This window comes from Terrilactibacillus tamarindi (genome assembly GCF_009718825.1).
Taxonomy (GTDB): Bacteria; Bacillota; Bacilli; order Bacillales; family Sporolactobacillaceae; genus Terrilactibacillus; species Terrilactibacillus tamarindi.
This window is the reverse complement of sequence record NZ_WNHB01000007.1, coordinates 38096-63419: the sequence shown is the minus strand read 5'-3', so window position 1 is coordinate 63419 and position 25324 is coordinate 38096. Positions and strand designations below refer to the sequence as shown.

The following is a 25324-nucleotide window of genomic DNA, read 5'->3' as shown; positions in this document are numbered from 1 at the left end:
CTTTACCAACGAAGTCCATAAAGTAACCTCTAAATTGACCGCCAACCGTTTAACTTCCAACCTATTTTTTAAATGGATCTACATATTCTCGCTTGTTCATTTTGTCTCGCAAACGATCCACTGATTCTTGTTCTCAAATATATTTGGCCACTGTTTTTCGTTTAATCCCACTGTACTTACATAGTAACCTTTTGCTCAAAATATACGATTCCCATGGTTATATTTCAAGTTTCCATGTCGATCATGTATCATCTGAGAGCTTTTCCCTTTTAAGTATCCCATGAAGTATGAGACAGACATTTTGGATGGTATTCTGACCAACATGTGTATGTGATCAGGCATGGCATGTGCTTATATTATTTCTACATCTTCCATCTCACATAGCCTTCTTAATATCGATCCAATGTCTTTTCTCAGTTTCCCATAGATCAGCTTTCTTCTATATTTTGGGATGAATGCAATTAAAAATAAGACCCTAGGAATAATCCTAGGGTCCCCAATTTGGTTAATAATATTAACGAAGAAGTTGTAAAACTCCTTGTGGTTGTTGGTTTGCTTGAGCCAACATTGCTTGTGCTGCTTGAGAAAGAATAGAGTTCTTAGTTTGTGCCATCATTTCTTTCGCCATCGTGCGAACATTTGCTTTCACAAATGACCAGACTATATCTTCACCCTCTAGCAATCTAGTAGGGGTCGGGCACTTCGGATTCACAATGCTGATGACCATTGCTTCGCCTATGGATTTCATCATCTTAAGCTTAGCTTTTAGATGGTCTATCCTAGTCGTTGAACCTTCTCCACTCTTTCGAGACAGGAGCTTGGTTGCTGATTGCCCAATCTTTTCTTTTTTCAAACCATCACGCTTGTCGTTTCCAACTACGTTGTGGCAAGAAAAGCTCTAAGGGGTTTCCAGCAATTCACCCGATAATGATCTCTAGCCGTTACCAGCTAGGACGACTGTGCTTGTCACTGCTTAAGCAGCTAAAGCATAATCTACGTCACGGACACGAGATTCAGCAGCAGTTAAGTTTTCGCTAGAAGTGTTCAAGTTGTTGATAGTATGTTCTAAACGGTTTTGAGTAGCACCAAGATTTGAACGTTCTGCTGAAACTTTTGCGATTGCTTCATCAATAACTTTGATTGCTACGTTAGCTTGACCTTGGTTACCTACTTTAAGGTCTTTTATCCCTAGAGCTGAAGAACCCATGTCTTTAATTGCTAAGTTGATGTTTTGACCAGTGTTAGCACCGATTTGGAATGTAGATGAACCGTCAGCATGATCTTCAGTAGCCTGAGTAACTTCAGAGAAACTAGATAATGCATTAGATGCCCCAGTCCTTACATTACCACTTGCATCTTTAACAGTAACTGTAAAACCATGAATAGCCCCTGCTTCGCCAGTTGCAGATGCAGTAACTTCAATAGCCCCTCCATTTACTGTTGCGGCTCCAAAGTCACCTGCTGATGTAATATCAGCGATGGTATCATCACCTGCTAAATTAACAGTAGTTGTTGTACCGTTTTTAACATATGACACCTCAACTGTATCACTTGCTTGGATACCTAAACTATTACCATCTTTATCTGTTAAAGTGTTTAAAGCTTCTGTACTTGCGGCAATTGCAACTCCACTTGCCCCTTTAAGTGAAGTGTTTGAAATTTTATTAGCACCTGCAGTTGTAGTTTTATCCATTGAACCATCTAGTAGATTCTTTGTGTTGAACTGAGTTGTCCCAGCAATACGATCAATTTCTTTACCCAATTGATCCATTTCATCTTGAATGTTTTTACGATCTTCTGCCGTGTTCGTATCATTAGCCGCTTGAGTTGCTAATTCACGTTGACGTTGAAGAATTGAGTGAGTTTCATTTAAAGCACCTTCAGCTGTTTGAATTAAAGAAATACCATCTTGCGAGTTTGCAGAGGCTTGGTCTAATCCACGAATTTGACCACGCATTTTTTCAGAGATTGCTAAACCTGCAGCGTCATCTCCAGCACGGTTAATACGAAGACCTGAAGATAATTTCTCCATTGATTTAGATTGTGCACCAGATGCACTATTCAACTGACGATAAGTGTTCAATGCCGCAATGTTATGATTAATTCTCATTTTGTTGTTTCCTCCTTGAGTATTATAATCGCACGTCCTTGTGCTATTTTCGTACAAGAGAGGGCGGCCGTCCCTGCTACTTGCTACATTTTATATATCGTCAAGGATTTCATGAAGTTTAGTCTTTTTTTATCGTTTTTATCATTTTTATTAGATCATTTGGGAAATTCATTTGTGTAGCTAAACTATTTTCTTCCTGAATCGCCTCGTATACTTCTTTTCGATAAATATCTACGTCTTTCGGAGCTTCAATGCCAAGTTTAATTTGATCTCCGTCGATAGCAACGATCTTAATTTCTATATGATCCCCTATTTTAATTGCTTCACCGAGTTTACGTGTGAGAACCAGCATTATTTCACTCCTCCTGCTTTAAGAGGCTCTAAGCGCTGCTTTGTGCTGTATTTTGTATCGTTAATAATATATTGTTTACCCAATTGTTCCCTTTGATTAATGATGATCGGGGCTTTTAAATTAACGGTCGAATCTTTAAATGGGTCATGAATATGAACAATGACGAAGACGCCGGCATCTTTTGCGTCTTTTATTTCTAATTGCTCAACCAATGGATTCGGTAAGTCAATTTCATAGTCTCTATAGTAGAAGAAGGGAGAAGTTAAAACAAAGGCAATGTTAGCATGCTGAATGGATTGCAAAACAAAAAAGGCTTCGCCAAAGGGCTGAAGAATAAATGCTTTTTCTTCTAAAAATCCTGGAATGCCTTGAGGAAATGATATAATTTCGTTTTCGTCAATCGTTTGTTCACCAAAATATTTCGTTTCTATTTTCATTGTTTTTTATCCTTTCTCATCAACGTATAAGCCTTTGGCTTCAAATGAAAGTGACGGGTATTGCTCCATGAAGATTTGTACTAAGCCTGGTTCTGATGTGAATCTCGGCGGATTGAGCTCAACATCGATTTTCGGAGCATGGGTTTTCCAATCAATCTTTAGTTTGCCTGCATCACCACTTATTTTGACTGCTTCAGAAGAAGGAACATGTCCAGTGTCATAGTGATGGTCTTGCGTACCATGTCTTATGGCTTGTTCAGCAATGGGATTCCCGCCTCGTTCAATATGCATTAATTCATCACCTTCAGATGCTCGTCTTGCTATTCCTTCAAAGATCGCTTGGCGTCCAGCTTGTGCTGCTTCTGTTATTCTTACACGGGCAGATTTCAAATCAAGATTATGCCAAGCCTCCGTCTGATCTATCAGTACCCTTGCTGGTTCCCGTTGAATGTTCATAACAGCTTTTGGCTGCTGAATTGATTGCACAGCTTTTTTTTGTTCTATTTCTAACGTTGCATCATGTCGCCTTATACCAATCCGTCCGTAAACTTGATGCATCTCTAAACGAGGCGTCGTCTTCATGACTTTTTCACTCCTCAATTTAACCACATTGTGTAAAGAACTAAGGTTGAAAGTTTCTTTATTTATAGCCAATCTCTAACCAACATCTGTGTTGTAAAAAAGCCCCATCCAATGGGACTTTTAATAGTTTATTTGATAAAATCAGCCAGTGTTGGCTGCATCATTTTAGCTCCAACTGATAAAGCTGCATTATAAACGGATTGTTGTGTTGTTAGATTAACCACTGTCGATTCGAAGTCAGCATCTTCATTTGACGACATGATCTTTTCAGTGTCTTCTTTTTGAACGGCCAAACGATTTTGGATTAAATCCATACGATTCATTTTTGCTCCTAGGTCTGCTTGTGCTGCAGATACATGACTTAGATGGTCATCGATCTTTGATAGAAAATCACTTATCTGATCGCCTGTCGTATTTCCATCTGATAGAGCATTTTCTAGATCATCCATGTCATCGAAGAGCCCTTGATTAAAAACGCTCTGTGGATCAACATTAATCTGAATTTTAACGCCGTGATTAACATCAATAGTGACTGGCGCATTGTTCATTCCATTATTAACCGTTATTTTTCCTGATGAATCTATACTAATAGGGGCCACACTTGAATTGTTCCCGTTAAAAATATAACGCTCTCCAATTTGCGAATTCCCAATTGTGACAAGCTGCTGTTTCATTTGATCAATTTCTTGTTTAATACTGTTACGATCGTCTGCACTATTTGTGCCATTGCTCGCTTGAACGGTTAACTCTCGAATACGATTAAGAACGTCATCCGTTTGAGACAATGCACTATCCGAGCTATCGAGCCACTTATAGCCATCCGTCACATTTCGCTGATATTGTTCAACTGCTGAAGCGTCTTCTCTATATCCTATACCAAGCGCCGCGACAACCGGATCTTGGGAAGGTCGTGTGATTTTCTTTCCACTGGCTAATTGCTGTTGATAGTCGGCCATTTTTCCATAGCCTTTGCTGAGCTGAGTCAAAATATTACCACTCAACATGCCCTGTGTAATTCTCATGCTCTATTACACTCCCATTCTATTGATCAAGGTATCAAGCATCTCATCCAGCGTCGTCATCACACGAGCAGCAGCACTGTAAGAGTGTTGATACTGAATTAAATTGACCATTTCTTCGTCGATAGAGACGCCGCTGACCGATTGACGGTTGTTGCTCGCAGTTTGCATGAGTGAAGCGGTATTGCTCGTCATACGATTCGCTTGTTGTGCATTGACACCCATATCACCGATCGTCCCTTGAAGGTAACTTATAAGCGTCGTTTCTTGACCTTTTCCTTCAAAGTCATATTTTTCCGTTTTTAGAACATCCGATAACTTTTGAGCAATAGAGTTATCATCCGATGCTCCACCAGTAGCACCCGCTGAAATGTTCGCTTTTGTTAAGTTATCATTTACTTTGAAATTCGCTGCGGATGACGTATCACTGAAGAAATCACCGATGGAGGCATTATATCCTGCACTGCCTTTGTAAACAGAGTTAAACGCATCACCGAACGTTTTCGCCATATGGTCTAAATTCGTTAACATATCCGGATAATCCTTAGAATAACTATCAACCAATCCTTGAAGTTTTCCGTTCATTTGATCTCCAGGAAGTGTTTGACCATTAAGTGAAACCGTGACCGTTGGATTTGACGTAGTTCCACCGTAAGTTGTCGAGATTTCGTGATACGTCATATTGCTTCCATCAACGAGTGTTGCAGACGGAGTAAAACTTTGTCCGCTTTTATTTGTTATCTCAATTGTATATTTTCCTTCTGCAACTGGAGAAGCGTTTCCTCCACTTTCCACTCTCGTCACTTTTACATTGACTAGTTGTGATAGCTGATCTACTAAATTATCTCGTTGATCATATAAATCGTTCGCAACGAGGCTATTGGGTTCAAGCTTACCGATTTCCTTGTTGATGTCATTAATTTGGCTGGCAATGGAATTAATTGTATCTCTTGAGACATCTATTTGTTCTTTTAAATTGCCTTGAATATCAGTTAACGAATGGGATAAATAATTAAATGTATCGGCTACTGTTTTTCCGTTTTGAAGAACCACGGATTTTGCTCCATCATTGCTTGGATTTGAGGCCAAGTCTTGTAATGAATTCCAAAAGTTATTTAACACGGTTGAAAGTCCGGTGTCACTTGGCTCATTCATAACGTCTTCCATTTGGCTTAATGCATCGCTTTTAGCACTCCAATAGCCGTTACTATTGGCTTGGGCTCGATATTGATCATCCGCAAAGCTATCTCGGATGCGCTGTACGGTTGTTGCATCAACGCCTGTTCCAATTTGGCCTGGAATATTCGGGGCATTAGCTCCAGGTGATGGAAATGCATTCGATTCGGTTAAATTCACACGCTGACGTGAATAACCTTCTGTGTTGGCATTCGATATATTATTTCCAGTTGTTGAGATGGCGAGCTGCTGAGCGGATAGTGCCCTGCGCATCATGTCTAAACTTGCAAAGCTTGAAATCATGGGGTACCTCCTGGTTAAGCTCTAGAATCAATACGAGATAGGGCTGATTGATAAGCCGACCGCCTGTTGGGTTTGTTATAGTTTGAGAACTTTGGCTTTTTCTGCAGTAAATTTAAATTCAATCGGATCCACTGTAACGAATGCCTTAGCATCTCTTGATTTAAATCATTGGCTTGTTTTAAATTAAATACACTCTCAGCGAGTCTTAGATGCAATGCATCCCACATCGCTTTATCTTGTTCATTCATAGATACCTCGATAATCCACTCACTAAATGTGACCCGCTCCTTCATGTTAAGTTCTATTGCTGATTGTTTGATCAACTGTTCTCGATGACTTTCTAAACGGGCTAAAGATTCAATCAATGGTTTTTCCTGAATAACCAGTTCATTTACAGCATGATGATCTCCCACTTTTATCGCCTCAAGTTTAGTTACAGCTAAAGCGTATAATTGATCATGAACATCAATTAAAGATTCAATCACTGCTTTGACTACTCTTGTCTGCATGTCGGGCTCGCCTCCTCATTCTAAAACTTCTAAATGGTCCTGCTCTTATTTACTTTTCCAATAAGAAAGCATTTTTTTTGCGACTTCATCTGTATTAATCGAATACGTTCCATTTTCAATTTTTTCTTTAATGGTATTAACTTTAGTTATCCGTTCTGTTTCTAAACGTTTGATCCCTTGCAACTTCTTCGCTTCATCGGAAATATTCACTTGGTCACTTTTCACCTGTGATGGTTGCTTGGTTTTTTCAACTTTTTTTGTTGATTGCGAATAATGTTGGTATGGATTAATGGGATTCGAATGGTACCCATTGATTTTCAATTTTTTCACCTCGTCCTTAATGAATCCTTAAGATAGTTTAATGACTTCTTTTTGATTTTCTATATAGACCTTCATCTGTTATTTTTCAGTACTTAGTCATATGAATACGTTGCAGTTATTTTCACTGTCTATCTATAGTATCGGATACTATCCTAACGATGTTTAACCTTTTTCTATAAGCCATTATATCTATTTATCATGATAAACTTAAGTTTTTTCTTATAATGCGTGTTCAAAAAGGTGACAAATTAGAAGCAAGAAGATCAAGGCGGCGCTGTTTTGAGGACCGGAATGTAGATTTTTGCTACATGAGGACCGGAAAAACAAGCCAACGCCGAGATTCGCAGCTTATCATTTGGTGACTTTTTGAACAACCTCTTATATGAGTCTTTTTTACCGTTCATATGGTTACTTCTTCGTATAATACGTCCGACTGTTTTTCTGTACCTCTTGTTGTTTTTTCTCCTGCTCAGTGAACGTTCGTAATTCAGTCTGTATTTTCTTTTGGCAGCTCGTGCATAGTTGACCTGATTGAATCATCGTTCCACATGATTTACATGGATATTTTAAACCAGGAAATTCAGCTGGTGTTAATCGACCTTCTCTAATCCAGTCATAAATTAATTTTTCTTCCACTTCTGTTGCTTCATGAATTTCTGGAACTGAGGCCATTCGATTGTCTCGATCACGAATAAAATCATACACTAAATCAAATAATTGTTCATGTTCCCTTCGACATGATGGGCACACATTTGTTGTCGTTCTAACGAATAATTTCCCGCAATAGTTACAATTTGCTAATTCAGCCATTTCTGTTCTCTCCTCTTTATTTATGTAAATTTAAGAAAATAGACCTAAAATTTTAAAGTGAAACTTCAATCAGTGGGGTTTTCTTCATTCCCCGCCTAGGAGGGCTCATTTACCCTCATGACCTTGAGGTAGGAGTCTTACTGCCGTTAAATCATGTCAATCATGTGTCACCTCGTTCTAAGTGATTGACTTCTGGTAGATGACCTAGGAAAATGAAGTTGTCCTGAGTTTCATTTTTTTGTAAGAAAGGAGCCTTTTCATCATTGAGAGTTCTACGGAAATATTGGCTACCCCTATTTCTTATTTTTGATTTACTTTTTGCTATATATGCCTTTCGTTTATATATAACGGATTCATTGAATGACGGATCTTCCGTATTTTCCATCATAAATAACAAGTTGAAAGCGACAGTGACCACTATATCGGATGTAGCTTCCACGGAAGTGAGTAAATTAACCGATAATAAAATAAAACTTGATGCGCCTCAAATTCAGCAAAAACCTGAATTGCCACGCGGTTGTGAAGTCACCTCTCTCGCCATGATGCTTCAATACGCTGGTATTAAGGCCGATAAGATGACGCTAGCATCACAGATCAAAAAAATCCCTTATCAAAGCAATGGACTGTATGGAAATCCGAACGATGGGTTTGTTGGTGATATGTACCGAATGAATCAACCAGGCTACGGTGTCTATCATAAACCACTTGCTCATCTCGGAAACCGATACCTTTCTAATGGTATTATCGACCTAACCGGTCAATCTTTTGAGTCTGTTCTCGATCAATTACGAAAAAAAATACCTGTCGTCGTGATTACGAATGCCTCTTTTAAACCATTACCTAAAAGTGCCTTTGCCACTTGGAACACAGCGTCTGGTCGCGTTAAAATCACCTTTCATGAACATGCGGTCTTAGTCACTGGTTTTGATGACGAGAACATTTATTTTAATAATCCTTTAGGGAAAAAGAATGAATCTACGGATCGAGAGACATTTATCAAAGCGTGGGAACAAATGGGACATCAAGCCATTAGTTATCAAAAATAAATTTCAAAACAGAGCATAACATGTTGCTCTGTTTTTTCATCCCGCCTGAACGGCTAGTAAAGACCCACCCCTCAAGGTCGTGAGTGTAGACGAGCATCCTAGGTGGGGGTAACTGCTCGCCTAAACCCCTCATTGATTGAAGTTTCACTTCATCCATGACAAAGGGTTAAGGAGATGACTTGCTTAGGTTTTGCCACTTTCAGTGCGGCCGCAGCGAGTCGAAGTGTCGTTCCTGTCGTATAGATATCATCGATTAATAAAATATATTTATCACGAATGGCATCTGTATAATCACTATCCAAACGATATGGATTTTGAAAGGTATTTAATCGTTCCGCTCGTCCTTTTTTACTTTGTTTTCCCCCATCCTCTCTCCGTTGTAATGCTGGGATCACCGGTTGTTGAAGAAGTTCTGCTAATACGACAGACTGATTGTACCCTCGTTCTTTTAGACGTTCTTGACTAAGAGGTAATGGAACGATCACGTAAGGATATTCTTTAAACTGCCAACCCATCTGATATAAAAATAAGTATCTTGCTTTTTCAAACCACGTTAAGGGTGATTCTTTGATCACTCGTTTATACAACCATAGAACAAGCGGCTTAAAACCTACTGCCAGTAACACGTCGCCTCTAAACTTAAAGGTTGACATGATTTCTTTCATAAAATCATTGTAACTATAAAGGGCATAGTTTTTTTCCAACAAACCATGTAAAGGACCTTCCTCCCACTTCATGCAATCCAAACACGTCCCGTCTTTAATATAAATGGCATCCAATTTTGTTAAATCTCGCCCGCAAAGACGGCACGATTGATGAGCCGGAATTTGTTCTAGCTTAGCGACGCATTGTGGACAATAGCCGACTTGGTTAGAAACAGACAATAAATGTCGGAAATCAAGCGGATGGGCATAAATCGATTGGCACCATATACATAAACTCATTAATTAGAACCCCCCTTCTCTATTCATCGACTTAATATGGTTGATCGCCTTCATCATTTCAAGCGTTTTTCCATAATGAAAAAAGACAACTTCGCCCTTCGGATCTTCAAGCGATCGTCCGGCTCTTCCTGCCATCTGAACAAGAGCTGCCTCATCAAAAATGGCATCCTCTGAACCAAAGATAGCCACCCTGCTTCGGGACACGGTAACGCCTCGTTCTAGGATCGTTGTTGTGACTAAAACCTGCGTCGCACCTTGTCGAAAACGGGTAATTTTATCGTGCCGATTTGGATCCTCCGCGTGTACATGATCTATCGATACATCAATTTGTTCTTTTAAGGCATGAAATAGATGTTTGAGAATGGTAACGGACGGAACAAAAATAAAAATGGGGCAGTTAAATTGCGAGGTTTTCATCAGCCATTTCATAAACAAGGATGGTAGTCGGGATTTTTTTAATCTTCTTTTCCAATTTCCAATCCAAATGCATTTTGGAACAGGCAAAGGGTGACCATGAAACCTCACGGGGATTCGAGTCCCTTGTAATTGATTCTTTAGAAAGGGCGTCTTCAAATCAGCTGGCGGGGTAGCCGACAAATAAGCCTTAGAGCTTTTTAATCGGCAAGCTTGATTAACCGCAAAGTGCAGCATCGCATCATGATGAAACGGGAAAGCATCAATTTCATCAATGATGATGTGGTCAAAGTAACGATAAAAGCGAAGAAGCTGATGTGTGGTTGTCAGCACTAGTGAGGCGGAATCTTGTGTATCTTGGCTTCCTGAATAGTGAGCACTCATTCTAACTTGAGGAAAGGCTTTTTTTAATCTTGGATAAAGCTCGCGAACAACATCGGTTCTTGGAGTGGCTATGGCAATAATCCGACCATCTTGGAGAAGTTTTTCAATCGCAGGAAATAAAAGCTCCGTTTTACCCGCACCGCAAACAGCCCATATGAGGTAATTTTCACGACGCATCAGCGCTTTAGCTAGTCCATCTGACGCCTCGATTTGTCTGGAAGAAAGCTGTCCTGTCCATTTACAAATGGGCATCGTATACTCTAGAAACTTAGGAGGCGGGCCCACCCAAGTGACCAGTTTTGAACAGGATTTGACGACGCCCATGTTTAGGCATTTGCGGCAATAGGTACATTCTTGATGACATTTTTCACATGGGTAAGAATGAAAGAGTCTTTGATCCGTATTACCGCACCGACAACACCGATGGATTGTCTGTTTTCCCCATGGTCTTTTTATCTCACATTGAACAATGCCTTGTTCCATTTCTATTAAGCCATTTTGATGTAGCTGATCGAGTTCCTGAATCGAAAAAGGAATTTCATCTAACAATAATCTTTTACCAAATAATAGGTTTTGAATCTCATTCGTCAATAATGAAAGCCACCTTTCTAAAAAAAAATCGTAGATAATGGAAAAAAGGATAAGTCACCTGAGGGATTAGGGGTGTTAATAAAATAAAAAGGGGGAATCCTACCCTATACAAGTGGCTCCTTGGTGTAGTGCCTATACACCAAGGATCGTACGAGGATGATTCATCTCATACCGTTTGTATACGGAATTAATTAAGTCTTTAACTAGTTCGATATGAATCTTCGTTGTGACTAACTGACTTTGACCCAACCTTTTTTAATGGCTTGTACAACCGCTTGGGTACGGTCATCAACATTCATTTTTTGTAAAATGTTACTCACATGATTTTTCACGGTTTTCTCACTGATATAAAGAGCTTCGCCAATTAAGCGATTACTTTTCCCATCTGTCATTAATTGCAAGACTTCGCATTCTCTTCGAGTGAGGATATGTAGAGGTTTTTGATATTCAATGTCTCGAAAACCCGATGCTTCCCGTTGATACCCATTTTCCGCTAATCGACGGAATTCTTTGACGAGGTTGTGAGTGACTTTTGGATGAATGTAAGCTCCGCCATCTGCAACGACTTTAACAGCCTCAATTAATGAATCAGCATCCATTTCTTTAAGTAGATAACCGAGTGCCCCGCATTTCAAAACGTGTGTGACATAGGTTTCATCGTCATGAATCGATAAGATTAAAATTTTGACATCCGGATATTTTTTGACTAACGTACGAGTCGCTTCAACACCATTCATTTCTGGCATGTTAATATCCATCAGGATAACATCTGGATTTGATCCTTCTATAATAGCTTCAACAACACTGCCGTTGTCTCCTTCAGCAACGACTTCGAAGTCGGATTCCATTTCTAATATACGCTTGACCCCTTCTCGAAATAGTCGGTGGTCGTCAATTAGCGCGATTTTTGTCTTTTTTGGGTGCGTATTGGTCAATGCTCTTCCTCCTCTATAATGGGGATATTAATTATGATACTTGTTCCAACTTTTGGCTCTGAATTTAGTGTCCATTTGCCTTTTAATAATTCGACGCGTTCTTTCATTCCCATGAGCCCAAACTTACTCGTATGGCTCTGCTCAGGATCAAACCCTTTTCCATTATCTTTGATCAATAAAACAATTTGTTTCTCTTTAAATTCAACAATAACTTTAATAAATGATGCTTCGGCATGTTTACACGCATTTTGAACCCCTTCTTGACATAACCGAAATAAAGCTACTTCCATATTCGAAGATACGCGATGTTCATGACCTATACAATTAAAATGAACTTTTAGACCTTTAAATTGATTTTCGACTTGACTCAAGTATTTTTTTAGCGTTGGGATGAGTCCCAGATCATCTAGCGTCATTGGTCTCAAATCATATATGATGCGTCTGACTTCAGCTAAGGCTGAACGTACCATTTCACGATAGGTTAACAACTCTTTGGCGGATGCTTCAGGTCCTTGATTACGATGAACACGTTCGACGATATCCGAACCAATTAGGACTCGTGCCAAAATTTGTGCAGGTCCGTCATGGATTTCTCTCGACAGTCTCTTACGTTCTTCTTCCTGCGCTTCAATAATTTTCAACCCGAATGCTTGTTTTTCCTTCGCACTCTCAATCATTTCTCCCATTTTTTGCAAATCACCGGTTAAGTAATTTAAGACCACGGAGACTTGTCCAACTAACTTATCAGCTTTATCCACTGTTGCTTTTAACTTCGTAATCCGTCTTTCAATATCATTTCGCCTGATTTTTAATTGACGTTCCATTTCTTGGACGATGGATAGTTCCACTTGGATGCTGTTTGCTCGTTCGTAAGCTGCTCTAATATCTGCTTCTTGATAAGTATTAAAATGACTACTCACTTTAGCCAGGTGACCTCTTGCTAATCTCGCATCTCTTTCAAGAGTATCATAACGATCAATGACGTCATGGACTTGATGTTTAATGACCTCTAATTCCTTAACGAGAGCGTCGTGTTCTTCACGAGACTGTTCACCAATTTCAAATATTTGAGTTTTGCTATCTTCAACAGCGTAAACCATTTTATCAATGATTTGATCGAGATGTTCCGCATCTAATGGTAGAGATGCCTCATGGTTTCGTGACATAAACATTCCCCTAACATTACTTTAATCTAGCAAGAGATATAAGGACTAGAACCTTTTTACCTAACTGTGCATAGGTCTAACTCTCTATTTTAAACGATTCATTGATCAGTCAGAATCATATGAAAAAAATGACCGCAGCAATGAGCACTATTTGACTTATTTTTCTATAAGAGCATCAAATATTAAAAAAAATACAAACAACACTACTTCTATTTTAAACGAAAAAAGGCATTACGTTTATTACAAATTCACTACAGGTATATAACTTGATCATACCATCACAAGACACTCATCGTCTATCTATGATAATCTATAGTATATATGACATATTTTTATCATCTTATGGAGGATATCATGGTCGAAGTTAGACAGTATAAAACCATAAAAGAAGAAGCCATTCATGAAATTGACATACAAAAATCTCGTTTCATCTCTCATATCTTTCCTGTAGCGTCAGAAGACGAAGCAAAAGCGTGTATTGAGAGAATTCGAAAAGAACATTGGAAAGCCACACATAATTGCTTTGCTTATACCATAGGAGAAAACCAAGCGATTCAAAAAGCAAGTGATGATGGAGAGCCGACAGGGACTGCAGGTGTTCCTATTCTAGAAGTCTTAAAAAAACAACGCCTTGAAGATACACTCGTGATTGTCACACGTTACTTCGGAGGAATTAAACTTGGAGCTGGCGGACTCATACGAGCTTACTCGAATTCAACAAGCGAAGGTTTAAAAGTGGCAAACGTGATTGAACGAATACCATCACAAACCATCAGAATTCAAATCTCTTACCCACTGCTTGGCTCTATCGAAAATGCCCTTAGACAGTCCTCTTATATAGTAAAAGACATGCATTATACTGAAAATGTTTTGATTGATGTTTATGTCAAACTTGTAGAGGTAGATTTATTTAAAAAATGGATAACAGACATTACAAATGCCCAATGCCAATTAGAAACCATAGAGACAGGTTATTTAGACAAAATTATTGAAAATTAGACAGTTTACATGCGTAATTTGTATTGTTCAATCGAAAAATATTAGGTAAAATGGTATGTATGATATTTTTTGTCACTGGCTATGTTTAAGACTATCGATTATCAAACTAACTTAGCTTTGGTAAAACAATCATACAAAAGCAAATCAACGTTAAAAGATAAAGAAAACTGGCCGATTTGGCTGAATGGATGGTCACCACTGTTTAAGTGGCCAATTTTTTATACTTCCTTATTAGTATAGACAAAGGAGAACGAAGATGGGTAGGATTGAACAAAAAAAGAATATGAAAAAAAGAAAGCGAAAGAGACTTATTGTTTCTATTCTTGTGATCTTTTTACTTTTAATTGGTAGTGGTGTTGCCTACGCAACCGTTCTTTACCAAAAGTTCCATAATGTCGCTAATACAGCCCATACCAATCTCGCGCGAGGTGACAAATCGGATCTGCGTGATGTCGAAGTAGATCCAATGAATGATAATATCTCTATTTTATTTATCGGTGTTGATAAACGAAAAAATGAACCTAGTCGCTCAGATGCCATGATACTTGCCACGTTTAACCATTCTAGTGATTCAGTTAAATTAGTCAGTATCCCAAGAGACTCGAAGGTTCAAATTTATCCAACCACACCAAAAGATTATGGTGTAACAAAAATCACTCATGCCCATATGTATGGTGATTTAAATGATGATAAAGGGGCCGATTATACAATCGCGACCGTAGAGCATTTATTTAACATTCCAGTCGATTATTATGTTCAAGTTGATTTTAAAGCCTTTACTAAAATCGTCAATGCCTTAGACGGTGTCAAAGTGGATGTTCCGGTCAAACTGGTCACGCAAGATAGTAAAGACAAGAAAAATGCCATTGTGTTAAATCCAGGTAAACAAACTTTAAATGGTGAACAAGCTCTCGCCTTTGTTCGGAATAGAAAATCTGCCGGCGCCGGTGGGGACTTTGGCCGTGGACAACGACAAATGGCACTAATCAAAGCGATCTTGCATAAAAGTGCGAACATCTCCTCTATTACAAAATATGGCGATGTCATTGATTCGTTAAATGGACATTTTCAAACGAATTTAACATTTAGCCAAATGCTCGGTCTTCATAATTACGCTGGCTCTCTTTCAAATGTCGATATGCTGCAATTAAAAGGAACAGATGATATGTCAACAGGACGATATTACTTTGACCTTGATCAAAATTATCTAGAACAAATCAAAAGTGAATTGAGAGACCACCTAGAATTAAATCATTAATTAAAAACAAATTGAATCCCCGTATAGAGAATACAAATTCCTATACGGGGATTTTTGTATTTAAACATGGAACTTTCTAGGCTCTTGTATCCCATTGTTTTATTAGACAACGAGAGAATCACCATACTTACGCCAAAAACAAAAGAGTTGAATCCCCTCTTTAATAGAGAGCATTCAACTCGGGATTGTACATAAATAAGGCTCATTCCAGAAAAGATGATTTCTAAGGAATGAGCCTCATTTATTGTCTGATTATTTTGCTTTAGATGAACCAACTAACCTTTTATAAAACTTCAGCATCGGTTTATAGTTAACGTTGACTAAACCTACAAGTTCAACAACAAGTTCGATGATGAACATAACGAACGTAATAATAAGGAACGATCCCCATAACGTGGAGAGTGATAATACGATGGCAGCAAGAGCAAATAAGGCACTCATACCATAGATCAACAAGACTGTCTCACGGTGAGAAAAGCCAAATCGTAAGAGACAATGATGCAAATGTGATTTATCAGGAGCCGAGAGTGGTTTTCGATTCACTACTCGTCTAATAATCGCAAACAAGGTATCTGAAATAGGAACAGCCAAAATAACAACAGGAACAACGAGTGAAAATAACGTGACATTTTTAAATCCTAGAAGGGATAAAATCGAAATAATGTAACCGAGAAAATAAGCCCCTGTATCACCCATGAATATTTTAGCTGGATTAAAATTATAAGGAAGAAAGCCTAATGTACTACCTATTAAGATGGCGCTCACCATAAAGACAAAGATTTGACCTTGAGCAATGGCAAGACCCGCAATCGTTAATAACACAATCGTCGAAACCCCTGCAGCTAATCCATCCAATCCATCTATTAAGTTAATGGCATTGGTTATACCAATGATCCACAGTATGGTTAAAGGAATACTAAACCAGTGTAGATATAAAACTCCATTAAAAGGTAAATTAATAAATTCCACTTGAATCCCGCCAACAACGATAACAATGGCGGAAATAATTTGTGCCACCAGTTTCACTCTTGCAGACAATGTGAATATATCATCTAATATACCTGTCATCACCATAATGAAACTTCCAATAATAATGGGCAATGTATAACTACTTTCTGGTCTCAGAATTAGCATCCCGAGAATAAATGCAAGGTAGATGGCTAAGCCACCTAATCGAGGCATTTTCACTTTATGGACTTTTCTATTGTTTGGTTCATCCGTTGCCCCAATTTTGATGGCAATTTGTTTTACAAGCGGTGTTAAACTTAATGATGCTAAAAAGCAAATAAATAATGTCAAATAAACCATCTTGCCACCCCTGCCTAAGTTCATACTCGATATAATCATATTTCTAATTTAAAGAACGAATAAATAAACGAGAAATACGGCCGCTATACTAACGGAACTTAGAATAGTTTTTTTTTGTATGTGTAAAATTACGTATTGTTTGTGTAAATAATTGTTAAAGCTTATTTAGTACGAATATCATTATAGCACAGCTTATAAAAATAGCTATTCACTATGAAAAAAATTTGTTAATTTATGTACAAGTTTGTCTAATAGCTTGTTCAATTATTAAAAACGCGCCAATTTCCGATTAACTTGTTCATGCGTAAAGCATACTCTACTTTCTCAATATTACCTTAACATTCTTTTTACAGTCAAAATTTAACACTTTATTTTATTTTTTCTAGGAGATTGTAACTAGTTGTTTTCGAAAACAACCTATTTTTAACTTAGCTATCTAAACTTGGTCCTCTCATTTATTCGCAGTTCTATCTGAGTTTACGTCTAATTTGGTGTAAATCCTTATTTTTCTAATATATCTTTACTTATATTCCTCTCTAACTGTTTAACTTATGCATGTTTCATCTAATTTGTCACCTTTTTAAATACGCACTCTAAGGAAATCTGAGTAATAAACGGAATCATGTACGTACGCGTCGATATGATTGTAAAGAAACAAATTATGGTAGAATAAACAGGGATGGTTATTTCATTAAAAAGGAGAGGAAATCGCATGAACTCTGTATTCTTCAAAAACAATCGAGAAAAGTTGTACCAAGGACTTGCCGATCCATCGCTTACCGTTCTATTCGCTGGGGAAGCACCTCAAAAGTCCGCTGATGAAACATATCCTTTCGTTCCAAATCGCCATTTTTATTATTTAACAGGACTTTCTGAACCAAAGGTCATCGTGGTAGCCACAAAAGTAAACGGGGTAGTTACTGAGACCCTTTTTATCGAAAAAGCAGATCCCTTTATGGCTAAATGGGTTGGAGAAACGATAAAACCTGAAGAAGCTAAACGAGTATCCGGAATCTCGACTATTCGAACACTTGATACATTCGATAACTTTCTCAAACGCGAACTTTCATCTAAACCATACACCGAGTTATATCTTGATTTAGAAAATGCTTCATGGGAAAGTTTGGCACGTCCAAGCCATCAATTTGCTCAAAAAATTCTCAAACAGTTCCCATATATCACTATTCATGATATTTACCATACTGTTAGCCAAATGCGTCTCATCAAATCTCCTGAAGAAATTGAAAATATACGTCAAGCTGGAAAAATAACTGTAGACGGGATTAAGCATCTCATGAGTCATGCCAAGCCCGGTATGAAGGAATATGAATTAGAAGCTTATTTCAATTTTGTTTTAAAATCTCATGGTGTCACCGACTTTGCGTTTCCAACCATATGTGCCAGCGGACAAAATGGAACGGTACTTCATTATGCCGATAATCATTCCACCGTTGAAGATGGCAGTCTCGTTCTTCTAGACCTTGGAGCCCAATACCATTATTACAGTAGCGATATTAGTTTCACTTTTCCTGTAAACGGAAAATTCTCTGAACGTCAAAAAGTCATTTACAATATTGTCCTTAAAGCGCTCAATGAATCAACAAAGATCATTAAACCGGGACTCTCATTTACCGAGTTTAATAATTTCGGTAGAGACCTACTTGCCAAGGAATGTCAGAAAATTGGATTGATTGATGACCTAGAAGATATAACGAAGTACTACTTCCATAGCTTGGGCCACTCATTAGGTTTAGATACACATGATGTGGGGGATTATCGCCGAAGTGATTATCAATTTGAACCAGGTTTTGTAGTAACGGTTGAACCTGGATTGTATATTGAAGAAGAAGGCATCGGGATACGGCTTGAGGATGATGTTCTTGTTACAGAAGACGGTTACGAAATCCTAACACCTGGTCTTCCGAGAACGGTTGAAGAAATTGAAACCTTCATGGCTAAATCATCAAGCCAAGTTCACTAAGTAAGATTACTAGTAGGCAAAAACAACAATGTTTGCGAAAACATACTTATATAAAATAACAATCCCCATCTCGAGTTAAGTTTAACTTAGAGATAGGGATTTTCAAATTGTAGCTATCCACTACAAGATTCAATCTTCACTTGTAAAATAGTTGGTCAAATAGGTTGTCCATACTTTTTTCCCTTGATCATTTGGTGTGTGGCCATCTTTTGTTGTTAACTTGCTTCTAGCTTTTGCCTTTTTAGGCCACTCGGTTAAATAATCAAGATAAGTTATTCCTTGATCTTTTGCATAGGTTTTCACATTGTCAATTCGATCATTCAGATAGTCAAATTTCGCAGAATAGTTAGGCGGCTGTACAAGGAATATCAACTGACTATATTTCTCTTTAAAATTTTCATTGACAAGACTCATAACGGCTTCGGTATCTTCAGTACTCACTTTGTGATCATCGTTATAAATGAGCGGTGTGTAGATAACCACATCAGGCTGGTCGTTTTTTTTCAGTGAAAGCAATGAATCCAATTGTTTATTATAAAAGTCTAGAGACGATGATTGGCCCACATTCTCCTCATTCACTTTAAATAAATCAAAACCATAAGATTTATTTAATTGCGTTTGCAATTGTTCAGCGACTCCGGTTCCATCACTTCCAACGATCATCATAATTTGTACCTCTTTATTTTCTGATGCCGCATCACGAATTTTATTTTTTAACGGTTCAGGTAATCGAGCTGTTAACTGATCGATTTTAGACTGTTCTTGCAGCTTTCTTTTTGCCTCTTGCTGAGCGGTTTTGTCTTGGTGCGTTTTATTCGCCACTTTTGCATCTGCATACGTTTTTGATAATTTATGATTCCAAAACATATTCCCGCCTATGATCGTCAAAACAAAGATAAAAATAACTAAAACAAGTGCCACTTTCTTCACTAAGTCACCACATCCTAAATTAACATCATTCTTCTTTATTGTATCAAAACTTTTTAGATTTGACTTTAAAAAAATGTAAGTTATTTTTCTTGGCGTAAAATCGTAATATTAACACGACGATTCATGGCCTGATGGGCTTTTGTATCATTCTTGACGATGGGCTGGTATTCCCCGTATCCCACGAAATTCATTCGATCGGGTTTCAACTTGTCCTCTTTGATTAAGAAAAACATGACTTGTTGAGCTCTAGCTCCCGATAAATCCCAATTGGAAGGATACTTTGAATGGCCGGATATTGGATTATTATCCGTATGGCCTTCGATACTCACATTATTGGGTAATTTTTCAAGCATTCCACCAATTTTCTTTAAAACCGGCTTCGCTTCATTTTTTATCTCTGCATCACCTAGATCAAACAGAATCTTCTCTCGAAAAGTAAGCTGAACGCCTCGTTCTAAGTTAGTCAACGTTACAGCAGGGCTAAGATCGTTTTCTTTTATGTAGTTATCTAATTGAACATAAAGTTTATCAAGCTTCTTCTTGTCTTCATCCCTCTGTTTGGTAACAACGGGTTTCTTCTTAAACGGGATATCAGGCATATCTGTCGACTGTGATTCAGGATAGCCTGTATTTTGCATAATGGCATCACCTTGAAATGCGGTTTTCAATGAGTTTACGAGAGCGTTAAATTTTTTTGCCTCAACTGAACTCATGGAATAAAGCATAATGAAAAATACAAGGAGCAAGGTAATCAAATCTGAATAAGTAATAAGCCAACGTTCATTGCTTCCGCCTTCTTCTTCACTTCTTCTTCTTCTTTTTCTTCTACTCATGTTACATTTCTCCAGCTTCAGTTGCATCACTTAATCGACGTTTTTCCTTACTATCAAGAAAAGAGGTCAGCTTGTTTTTCAATAATGTCGTGTTTTCACCATTCACAATCGATAGTAATCCTTCAATTTGAATTTCTTTTATTAAAACTTCCTGTGCAAGTCTACCTTTAATTTTTGCAAATATCGGCAAATAGATGAGGTTGGCACTTCCAACACCATACAAGGTTGCAATAAAGGCAACCGCGATCGATGGTCCTAAAGTATCCGGTTTCTCTAAACTTCCAAGAACGTGAACAAGTCCCATAACCGTCCCGATGATCCCCATCGTCGGTGCAAATCCACCAGCTGATTCAAAAACACGACCAACAGATAAAACACTTTGTTCACGAAGTTCAATATCTCGATTGAGAATATCTTCAATTGAATCAGCATCTACACCATCTACAATTAATTGAATGCCCGACCGTAAGAACTCATCATCACCCAATTCCTCCACTTTACTTTCTAATGCTAAAAGTCCTTCTCTTCTAGATAAATTAGCTAATTCGACAATTTTTTGAATCATCTCTTCAGGCTTATTCGGTTCTTTAAAAAAGGCATATTTAAGCACACGTGGAGCTTCCTTAAGAACCGAACTAGGAAAACTGATAATAATGGCCCCTATCGTTCCACCAAATACAATGAGAGCTGCCGTTCCCTCAATTAAAGCCCCAAGAACTCCTCCTTCTAATACAAACCCAACAATTAAAGACGCTATTCCAACGATGAGTCCGATGATCGTTGTCAAATCCATTTCTGACCACCCCTTAAACCTTTCACTATCACAATCGATTAATGAATAAAATCTATTATGTTAATCCAATCACCACATCTTAACACTTAAACTAGCATGTTTTCACAATTTAATTCAAGCCAATAAGGTCCCCTATCAAACTATAAGTGGACTTATATTATATATCGGTTCATTTTTTATTTTTTAAAGTTTTCATATGTATTTCCCTAACTTAGCTAGGTTAACTCTTAACAAAAACGTTCCTTCATTCCAACATTTTTGAAAAAAAATGTTTACCACCTAAACTAACAGATATTTAATTAAAAGATCTCTTTCTCCCACTATTTTTCTTTTTAAATTTTAAGAAAACAACTTAACAATTCCATTTCTTAACCGATAAAAAATATATGTAATTCTTATCACCTTAATATTAATAAGAAACCAACGATTTTTTACCCCTCCATCATGTTGTGTCACGAGATTATTTGAATAAATTAAGGTAGAAAAATACGAGGAGAAAAATCCTTATGTCGCAGATACAAACTAGCCAACTAATCGAAGGGATGTTCCTTTCTAAAGATGTTTTTATCAACTCAACGGTCCTTTTCAAAGCAGGTACTCTGGTGACTAGTGCGATTATAGAAGAACTAAATCAACTAGGAATAGAAACTGTAACCATAGACAAAGAAAGACCCATTTTAAAATATGAAGGTTTACATCATAGATCTACGACAGATGCAAGAGGTTTCGCCCTATCAGAAGAATTCTCGCAACATTTTTCCCTGATCGCCAATGAATTACGATATGGCCGTGCTTTAAATGCTGAAAATACCTATCAATGGATTAAATCGTTATACATCTATTTACTATCTGACCCGACTGTTGCCCAGCTCGTACGGGATCTGAAACAGTGGAATTTCTACACCTTTAATCATTCATTAGATGTGTTTGTCCTAGGTGCTTTGTTAGCTAAAAAAAGTAATATGAAAAACGTTGAAACCTTTGCATTAGGTTGTTTACTTCATGATATTGGAAAAATGTATACCCCGCGTACATTATTGGATAAGAAAGGCAAGTTAACGGAGCATGAATATGGGATAATTAAACATCATCCCGTTGATGGTGCAAACATGCTTGAAAAACTTGATTTCCCACAGACCGTTGTCAAATTAGCTCGTTCTCATCATGAACGTCTTGACCAATCCGGTTATCCTTATCATGCCTCTGCATCCGAATTAGATAAAGATGTTCGAATCATCATGATTATTGATGTCTACTCAGCATTAACTTTAAATCGTTCCTATCGTAAACCCGTCCCGGCAACACAAGCGTTAGAAATCATTCTTAAAGATAGTGACAAACAATACGATGTTAATCAATGTTATGATCTTATTAATTTATTACGTCTTTATCCACAGATGACCGAAGTCATTTTGTCAGACGGCAGACAAGGAACCATCACCTACGACAATGGTTCATCAGAAATGCTGCCGATTGTAAAATTAAAAGACAACAATAAAATTATTCAACTTCCACGAAATCTATCGACGACCATCTCATCAGTTATTGGTTGGAAAAAGAGTTTCGTAAAGGAAAAAGGAAAGCAAAATTGGTTTGATTTTATTTTCTCTTTAATCAATAATACCAGGATGGAAACACTTCGGCTTTTTGATATTCTATCTGATAGTAAACGTGTTGAAGATATCTATAGTGATATTATTGAAAGAGCCATGAACGAAATACAGCATGCAGTGGACAAAAACCAGATCTTAAAAGCGGATCAATTGGTTGCCATGTATTCTTTGATTCATCTTCTTGATATTAAAATGGTTGATTTTATTGGAACCATAAGGCAAGAAAATGCGGTTATTGTTGCCAATATCGAGGGATTAAATAACCGATTGCCTCTTCGGATGGTTAATGACTTAATTGAGATTAATGGTATGAAAACAAAGTATTTGGGAGAAGTCGATCAACTAGAAGATATTATTCAATTAATGAAAGTTAAAAACTTGCATACCCTTGCGCTTTCATTAACTAAAGAAGAAAGTATTTTACCAATGAAACAACATGTTATGAAGTTAATAAAATTTGATCCACATATTCGAATTCTTGTTCATGGACAGAAATCTAAGTATCTTAGAGAAACCTTTAGTCATCTGAAAAATGTCGTTTTAACAGAAAACATACCTGGATTCATTTGTGTGCTAAATAATAATACACTTTTTAACAATGTAGACCAGTATAAAAAGACGGGTTCATCTTCTCGCCACCATTAAAGCGCAACCATCACAAAATCAAGGCGTCTAATTTGCTGTCGCCTTGATTTTCTCATCTCAATTATTAATCTGTTTATTTTAAATGCGAGAACAACCTCTATAAGAATAAAAGACAACCAATAAACAGCATCATCGTCAACCCAAAACGTTTAACATGCTTCATACTCACATTACCCTTTAACCTCTGCAGCAAGTCACCTCACCCCTATACAACTTCTGAAGCCAGTTTAAAGATTAGATACGCACCGACTCGAAGCTTGATTGAAGGCTGATTACCTTAAGTAAATGCAGTTAAACTCAACTAAGAGTTTGATAAAGAAGAAAGATGTTTAATGACACAATTAGGGTGACAATAACCCAAGAAGCAACGACCGTAATACGTCTGTTTCTTAACTGTCCCATTACTTTTTGATTACTTGTAAAAATAATCAGTGGAATTAAGGCGAAGGCAATCCCAAATGATAGGATGACCTGACTTACAACTAGAGCCGATGTAGCATTAACCCCCGAAATGATGATGGCAAGTGGTGGAATCATCGTGATAAAGCGCCTTAAATAGATTGGAATTCTTTTTCTGATGTAACCCTGCATAATAATATCCCCTGATAATGTCCCAACAGAAGAACTTGATAACCCAGATGATAATAACCCGACACCAAAAAGAATAGCTGCAAAAGGACCAATAGCTTTACCAAATTCACTGTATGCGACTTCTAAGTCCTGTACAACGATACCTTGACCATGGAATAACGCACTTGAGACAACAAGCATACATCCATTAATCGTCCCCGCAATAATCATTGCAATCAATATATCGATGAATTCAAATTTAAAAATCTTTTTCTTCTCCAATTCATTCCGTCCAACAATGCGATTTTGGGTTAATCCTGAATGTAAGTAGATAGCATGAGGCATGACTGTTGCACCTAGAATACCTGCTGCTAAAAGAATACTGTCAACACCTTCAAACTTAGGAGTCACCATTCCTTGAAATAGTGGAGCAAGTTCCGGTTTTGCCATAAAAACTTGCAAACCAAAAGCAATCACAACGACAAAGACCATGGCGGCTATCATAATTTCTAAAGGACGAAAGCCTCTACGTTGCAATTCTAAAATTAAAAAGGACATCGCTGCGGTTATCAAGGCAGATGGTACCATCGGAATACCAAAAACAAGATACAGACCAAGAGCCGCACCAATAAATTCAGCTAAATCGGTTGCCATAATCATCAATTCACCTTGTATCCATAGCCCTACCGACGTCCACTTTGGTACATGTTCACGCGTTATTTCACATAAATTTTTTCCCGTTGCAATGCCGAGCTTTGCAGAGAGAGATTGAATGAGGATAGCCATAAGATTGGAAAGGACAATAACCCATAAAAGCATATAGCCAAATTGTGACCCTGATTGAATATTGGTTGCAAAGTTACCTGGATCAATATAAGCTACTGATGCAATAAAAGCTGGGCCGATAAACGGTAATAGCTGACTTAATCCTTTTCGTTTGCCAATCGCTAATTCAAATGATATCGAATGATTTTTATCTTTTTTATTAGAAGCAGATGAGGAAATATCTTCGCCAGACTGAGTCATTGATGCACCGCTCGATCCTTTATCCATGTGTAAATTTCCTCCTTATTAGCTTAAAGACCTTTTTTTGCTCTAGTGCAAAACTAGTGGTTAACATCAACATACGCTAATACTACCTTTTTTGCAACTCTTTTTCTTATATTTTATATATATAATCTTAAAAAAATCAATTTAATCATCTTAGTGTTAATATCTCCTATTTAAATGTTTATATAGGCGTAATTTGTTTGATGTCTTCCTTTTAGAGATTGTTATTCAAATAAAAAAAGCCA

Annotated in this window: 24 protein-coding genes and 2 pseudogenes; 6 read left to right on the top strand and 20 right to left on the bottom strand. The window is 37.6% G+C overall.

Features of this window, described 5'->3' with window-relative positions; genetic code table 11:
* Positions 1-61: 61 nt before the first annotated feature.
* The 10 genes and pseudogenes from tnpA to flgM all read right to left on the bottom strand — a co-directional run bounded on the left by tnpA (position 62) and on the right by flgM (position 6818).
* Positions 62-510, bottom strand: a pseudogene (gene tnpA / locus GMB86_RS05995) (IS200/IS605 family transposase).
* Positions 511-514: 4 nt separating this feature from the next.
* Positions 515-628: pseudogene (locus GMB86_RS15715) on the bottom strand (flagellin); the annotation flags it as partial.
* Between the two features lie 345 nt (positions 629-973).
* Positions 974-2110, bottom strand: coding sequence for a flagellin N-terminal helical domain-containing protein (locus GMB86_RS05985; RefSeq protein ID WP_155217757.1), 1137 nt, complete (start codon positions 2108-2110; stop codon positions 974-976).
* A gap of 118 nt (positions 2111-2228) precedes the next feature.
* The gene (csrA, locus tag GMB86_RS05980) at positions 2229-2462 is read right to left on the bottom strand and encodes a carbon storage regulator CsrA (protein WP_155217756.1); all 234 of its coding nucleotides are present in this window, start codon (positions 2460-2462) and stop codon (positions 2229-2231) included.
* Complete coding sequence (gene fliW, locus GMB86_RS05975) at positions 2462-2899, bottom strand: flagellar assembly protein FliW (protein WP_155217754.1); 438 nt, start codon at positions 2897-2899, stop codon at positions 2462-2464. Before fliW ends, csrA begins: the two co-directional genes overlap by 1 nt.
* 6 nt (positions 2900-2905) lie before the next feature.
* On the bottom strand, positions 2906-3481 hold the full coding sequence (locus GMB86_RS05970) for a DUF6470 family protein (RefSeq protein WP_155217752.1): 576 nt from the start codon (positions 3479-3481) through the stop codon (positions 2906-2908).
* Positions 3482-3609: 128 nt separating this feature from the next.
* Positions 3610-4503, bottom strand: coding sequence for a flagellar hook-associated protein FlgL (gene flgL / locus GMB86_RS05965; protein ID WP_155217750.1), 894 nt, complete (start codon positions 4501-4503; stop codon positions 3610-3612).
* Between the two features lie 6 nt (positions 4504-4509).
* The gene (flgK, locus tag GMB86_RS05960; RefSeq protein ID WP_155217748.1) at positions 4510-5979 is read right to left on the bottom strand and encodes a flagellar hook-associated protein FlgK; all 1470 of its coding nucleotides are present in this window, start codon (positions 5977-5979) and stop codon (positions 4510-4512) included.
* A gap of 14 nt (positions 5980-5993) precedes the next feature.
* Positions 5994-6488, bottom strand: coding sequence for a flagellar protein FlgN (locus tag GMB86_RS05955; protein ID WP_155217746.1), 495 nt, complete (start codon positions 6486-6488; stop codon positions 5994-5996).
* 45 nt (positions 6489-6533) lie between these two features.
* Entirely contained in the window at positions 6534-6818 is a 285-nt protein-coding gene (gene flgM / locus GMB86_RS05950) for a flagellar biosynthesis anti-sigma factor FlgM (protein WP_196220137.1), read from the bottom strand.
* 215 nt (positions 6819-7033) lie between these two features.
* On the opposite strand from flgM, the gene GMB86_RS15470 reads away from it, so the two are divergent.
* Positions 7034-7171, top strand: coding sequence for a hypothetical protein (locus GMB86_RS15470; protein WP_196220136.1), 138 nt, complete (start codon positions 7034-7036; stop codon positions 7169-7171).
* A 46-nt stretch (positions 7172-7217) separates the two neighbouring features.
* Here GMB86_RS15470 and GMB86_RS05945 read toward each other — a convergent pair whose 3' ends face one another.
* Complete coding sequence (locus tag GMB86_RS05945; RefSeq protein ID WP_155217742.1) at positions 7218-7619, bottom strand: TIGR03826 family flagellar region protein; 402 nt, start codon at positions 7617-7619, stop codon at positions 7218-7220.
* Positions 7620-7882: 263 nt separating this feature from the next.
* Between GMB86_RS05945 and GMB86_RS05940 the strand changes: the two genes are divergently transcribed.
* Positions 7883-8665, top strand: a complete 783-nt coding sequence (locus GMB86_RS05940) for a C39 family peptidase (RefSeq protein WP_155217740.1) — start codon at positions 7883-7885, stop codon at positions 8663-8665.
* A 149-nt stretch (positions 8666-8814) separates the two neighbouring features.
* Here GMB86_RS05940 and GMB86_RS05935 read toward each other — a convergent pair whose 3' ends face one another.
* The 4 genes from GMB86_RS05935 to GMB86_RS05920 all read right to left on the bottom strand — a co-directional run bounded on the left by GMB86_RS05935 (position 8815) and on the right by GMB86_RS05920 (position 13099).
* Entirely contained in the window at positions 8815-9609 is a 795-nt protein-coding gene (locus tag GMB86_RS05935) for a ComF family protein (RefSeq protein WP_155217738.1), read from the bottom strand.
* A 3-nt stretch (positions 9610-9612) separates the two neighbouring features.
* A complete protein-coding gene (locus tag GMB86_RS05930) occupies positions 9613-10998 on the bottom strand; it encodes a DEAD/DEAH box helicase (protein WP_155217737.1) in 1386 nt (461 codons plus the stop codon).
* A gap of 230 nt (positions 10999-11228) precedes the next feature.
* Positions 11229-11933 carry a response regulator gene (locus GMB86_RS05925; protein WP_155217735.1) on the bottom strand — a complete coding sequence of 235 codons (705 nt, stop codon included), beginning with the start codon at positions 11931-11933 and terminating at the stop codon, positions 11229-11231.
* Positions 11930-13099, bottom strand: coding sequence for a sensor histidine kinase (locus tag GMB86_RS05920; protein WP_155217733.1), 1170 nt, complete (start codon positions 13097-13099; stop codon positions 11930-11932). The genes GMB86_RS05925 and GMB86_RS05920 overlap by 4 nt, the downstream gene beginning before the upstream one ends.
* A gap of 321 nt (positions 13100-13420) precedes the next feature.
* On the opposite strand from GMB86_RS05920, the gene GMB86_RS05915 reads away from it, so the two are divergent.
* On the top strand, positions 13421-14098 hold the full coding sequence (locus tag GMB86_RS05915; RefSeq protein ID WP_230459016.1) for a YigZ family protein: 678 nt from the start codon (positions 13421-13423) through the stop codon (positions 14096-14098).
* A gap of 256 nt (positions 14099-14354) precedes the next feature.
* Positions 14355-15356: an LCP family protein gene (locus tag GMB86_RS05910; protein WP_155217729.1), complete on the top strand. Its 1002-nt coding sequence runs from the start codon at positions 14355-14357 to the stop codon at positions 15354-15356.
* A 252-nt stretch (positions 15357-15608) separates the two neighbouring features.
* Here the strand turns inward: GMB86_RS05910 and GMB86_RS05905 are convergent, their stop codons facing one another.
* Positions 15609-16664, bottom strand: coding sequence for a glycosyltransferase family 4 protein (locus tag GMB86_RS05905; RefSeq protein ID WP_155217727.1), 1056 nt, complete (start codon positions 16662-16664; stop codon positions 15609-15611).
* A 712-nt stretch (positions 16665-17376) separates the two neighbouring features.
* Between GMB86_RS05905 and GMB86_RS05900 the strand changes: the two genes are divergently transcribed.
* Complete coding sequence (locus GMB86_RS05900; protein WP_155217725.1) at positions 17377-18645, top strand: aminopeptidase P family protein; 1269 nt, start codon at positions 17377-17379, stop codon at positions 18643-18645.
* A gap of 129 nt (positions 18646-18774) precedes the next feature.
* Here GMB86_RS05900 and GMB86_RS05895 read toward each other — a convergent pair whose 3' ends face one another.
* The 3 genes from GMB86_RS05895 to GMB86_RS05885 form a co-directional block, all read right to left on the bottom strand.
* Positions 18775-19575 (bottom strand): SGNH/GDSL hydrolase family protein, encoded by an 801-nt coding sequence (locus GMB86_RS05895; protein WP_155217723.1) that lies wholly within the window; start codon positions 19573-19575, stop codon positions 18775-18777.
* Between the two features lie 80 nt (positions 19576-19655).
* Positions 19656-20408, bottom strand: coding sequence for a flagellar motor protein MotB (locus GMB86_RS05890; protein WP_155217721.1), 753 nt, complete (start codon positions 20406-20408; stop codon positions 19656-19658).
* Between the two features lies 1 nt (position 20409).
* Positions 20410-21201: a flagellar motor protein gene (locus GMB86_RS05885; RefSeq protein ID WP_155217719.1), complete on the bottom strand. Its 792-nt coding sequence runs from the start codon at positions 21199-21201 to the stop codon at positions 20410-20412.
* Between the two features lie 506 nt (positions 21202-21707).
* On the opposite strand from GMB86_RS05885, the gene GMB86_RS05880 reads away from it, so the two are divergent.
* Positions 21708-23459: an HD domain-containing phosphohydrolase gene (locus tag GMB86_RS05880; RefSeq protein WP_155217717.1), complete on the top strand. Its 1752-nt coding sequence runs from the start codon at positions 21708-21710 to the stop codon at positions 23457-23459.
* A 297-nt stretch (positions 23460-23756) separates the two neighbouring features.
* Here GMB86_RS05880 and GMB86_RS05875 read toward each other — a convergent pair whose 3' ends face one another.
* A complete protein-coding gene (locus GMB86_RS05875; protein WP_155217862.1) occupies positions 23757-25055 on the bottom strand; it encodes an Nramp family divalent metal transporter in 1299 nt (432 codons plus the stop codon).
* Positions 25056-25324 lie beyond the last annotated feature (269 nt).

Bases quoted from the DNA above. Each gene is read 5' to 3' on its own strand.
- GMB86_RS05985 (WP_155217757.1), bottom strand. From the start codon at position 2,110: ATGAGAATTAATCATAACATTGCGGCATTGAACACTTATCGTCAGTTG.
- csrA (WP_155217756.1), bottom strand. From the start codon at position 2,462: ATGCTGGTTCTCACACGTAAACTCGGTGAAGCAATTAAAATAGGGGAT.
- fliW (WP_155217754.1), bottom strand. From the start codon at position 2,899: ATGAAAATAGAAACGAAATATTTTGGTGAACAAACGATTGACGAAAAC.
- GMB86_RS05970 (WP_155217752.1), bottom strand. From the start codon at position 3,481: ATGAAGACGACGCCTCGTTTAGAGATGCATCAAGTTTACGGACGGATT.
- flgL (WP_155217750.1), bottom strand. From the start codon at position 4,503: ATGAGAATTACACAGGGCATGTTGAGTGGTAATATTTTGACTCAGCTC.
- flgK (WP_155217748.1), bottom strand. From the start codon at position 5,979: ATGATTTCAAGCTTTGCAAGTTTAGACATGATGCGCAGGGCACTATCC.
- GMB86_RS05955 (WP_155217746.1), bottom strand. From the start codon at position 6,488: ATGCAGACAAGAGTAGTCAAAGCAGTGATTGAATCTTTAATTGATGTT.
- GMB86_RS15470 (WP_196220136.1), top strand. From the start codon at position 7,034: ATGCGTGTTCAAAAAGGTGACAAATTAGAAGCAAGAAGATCAAGGCGG.
- GMB86_RS05945 (WP_155217742.1), bottom strand. From the start codon at position 7,619: ATGGCTGAATTAGCAAATTGTAACTATTGCGGGAAATTATTCGTTAGA.
- GMB86_RS05935 (WP_155217738.1), bottom strand. From the start codon at position 9,609: ATGAGTTTATGTATATGGTGCCAATCGATTTATGCCCATCCGCTTGAT.
- GMB86_RS05920 (WP_155217733.1), bottom strand. From the start codon at position 13,099: ATGTCACGAAACCATGAGGCATCTCTACCATTAGATGCGGAACATCTC.
- GMB86_RS05915 (WP_230459016.1), top strand. From the start codon at position 13,421: ATGACATATTTTTATCATCTTATGGAGGATATCATGGTCGAAGTTAGA.
- GMB86_RS05910 (WP_155217729.1), top strand. From the start codon at position 14,355: ATGGGTAGGATTGAACAAAAAAAGAATATGAAAAAAAGAAAGCGAAAG.
- GMB86_RS05905 (WP_155217727.1), bottom strand. From the start codon at position 16,664: ATGGTTTATTTGACATTATTTATTTGCTTTTTAGCATCATTAAGTTTA.
- GMB86_RS05900 (WP_155217725.1), top strand. From the start codon at position 17,377: ATGAACTCTGTATTCTTCAAAAACAATCGAGAAAAGTTGTACCAAGGA.
- GMB86_RS05890 (WP_155217721.1), bottom strand. From the start codon at position 20,408: ATGAGTAGAAGAAAAAGAAGAAGAAGAAGTGAAGAAGAAGGCGGAAGC.
- GMB86_RS05885 (WP_155217719.1), bottom strand. From the start codon at position 21,201: ATGGATTTGACAACGATCATCGGACTCATCGTTGGAATAGCGTCTTTA.
- GMB86_RS05880 (WP_155217717.1), top strand. From the start codon at position 21,708: ATGTCGCAGATACAAACTAGCCAACTAATCGAAGGGATGTTCCTTTCT.
- GMB86_RS05875 (WP_155217862.1), bottom strand. From the start codon at position 25,055: ATGACTCAGTCTGGCGAAGATATTTCCTCATCTGCTTCTAATAAAAAA.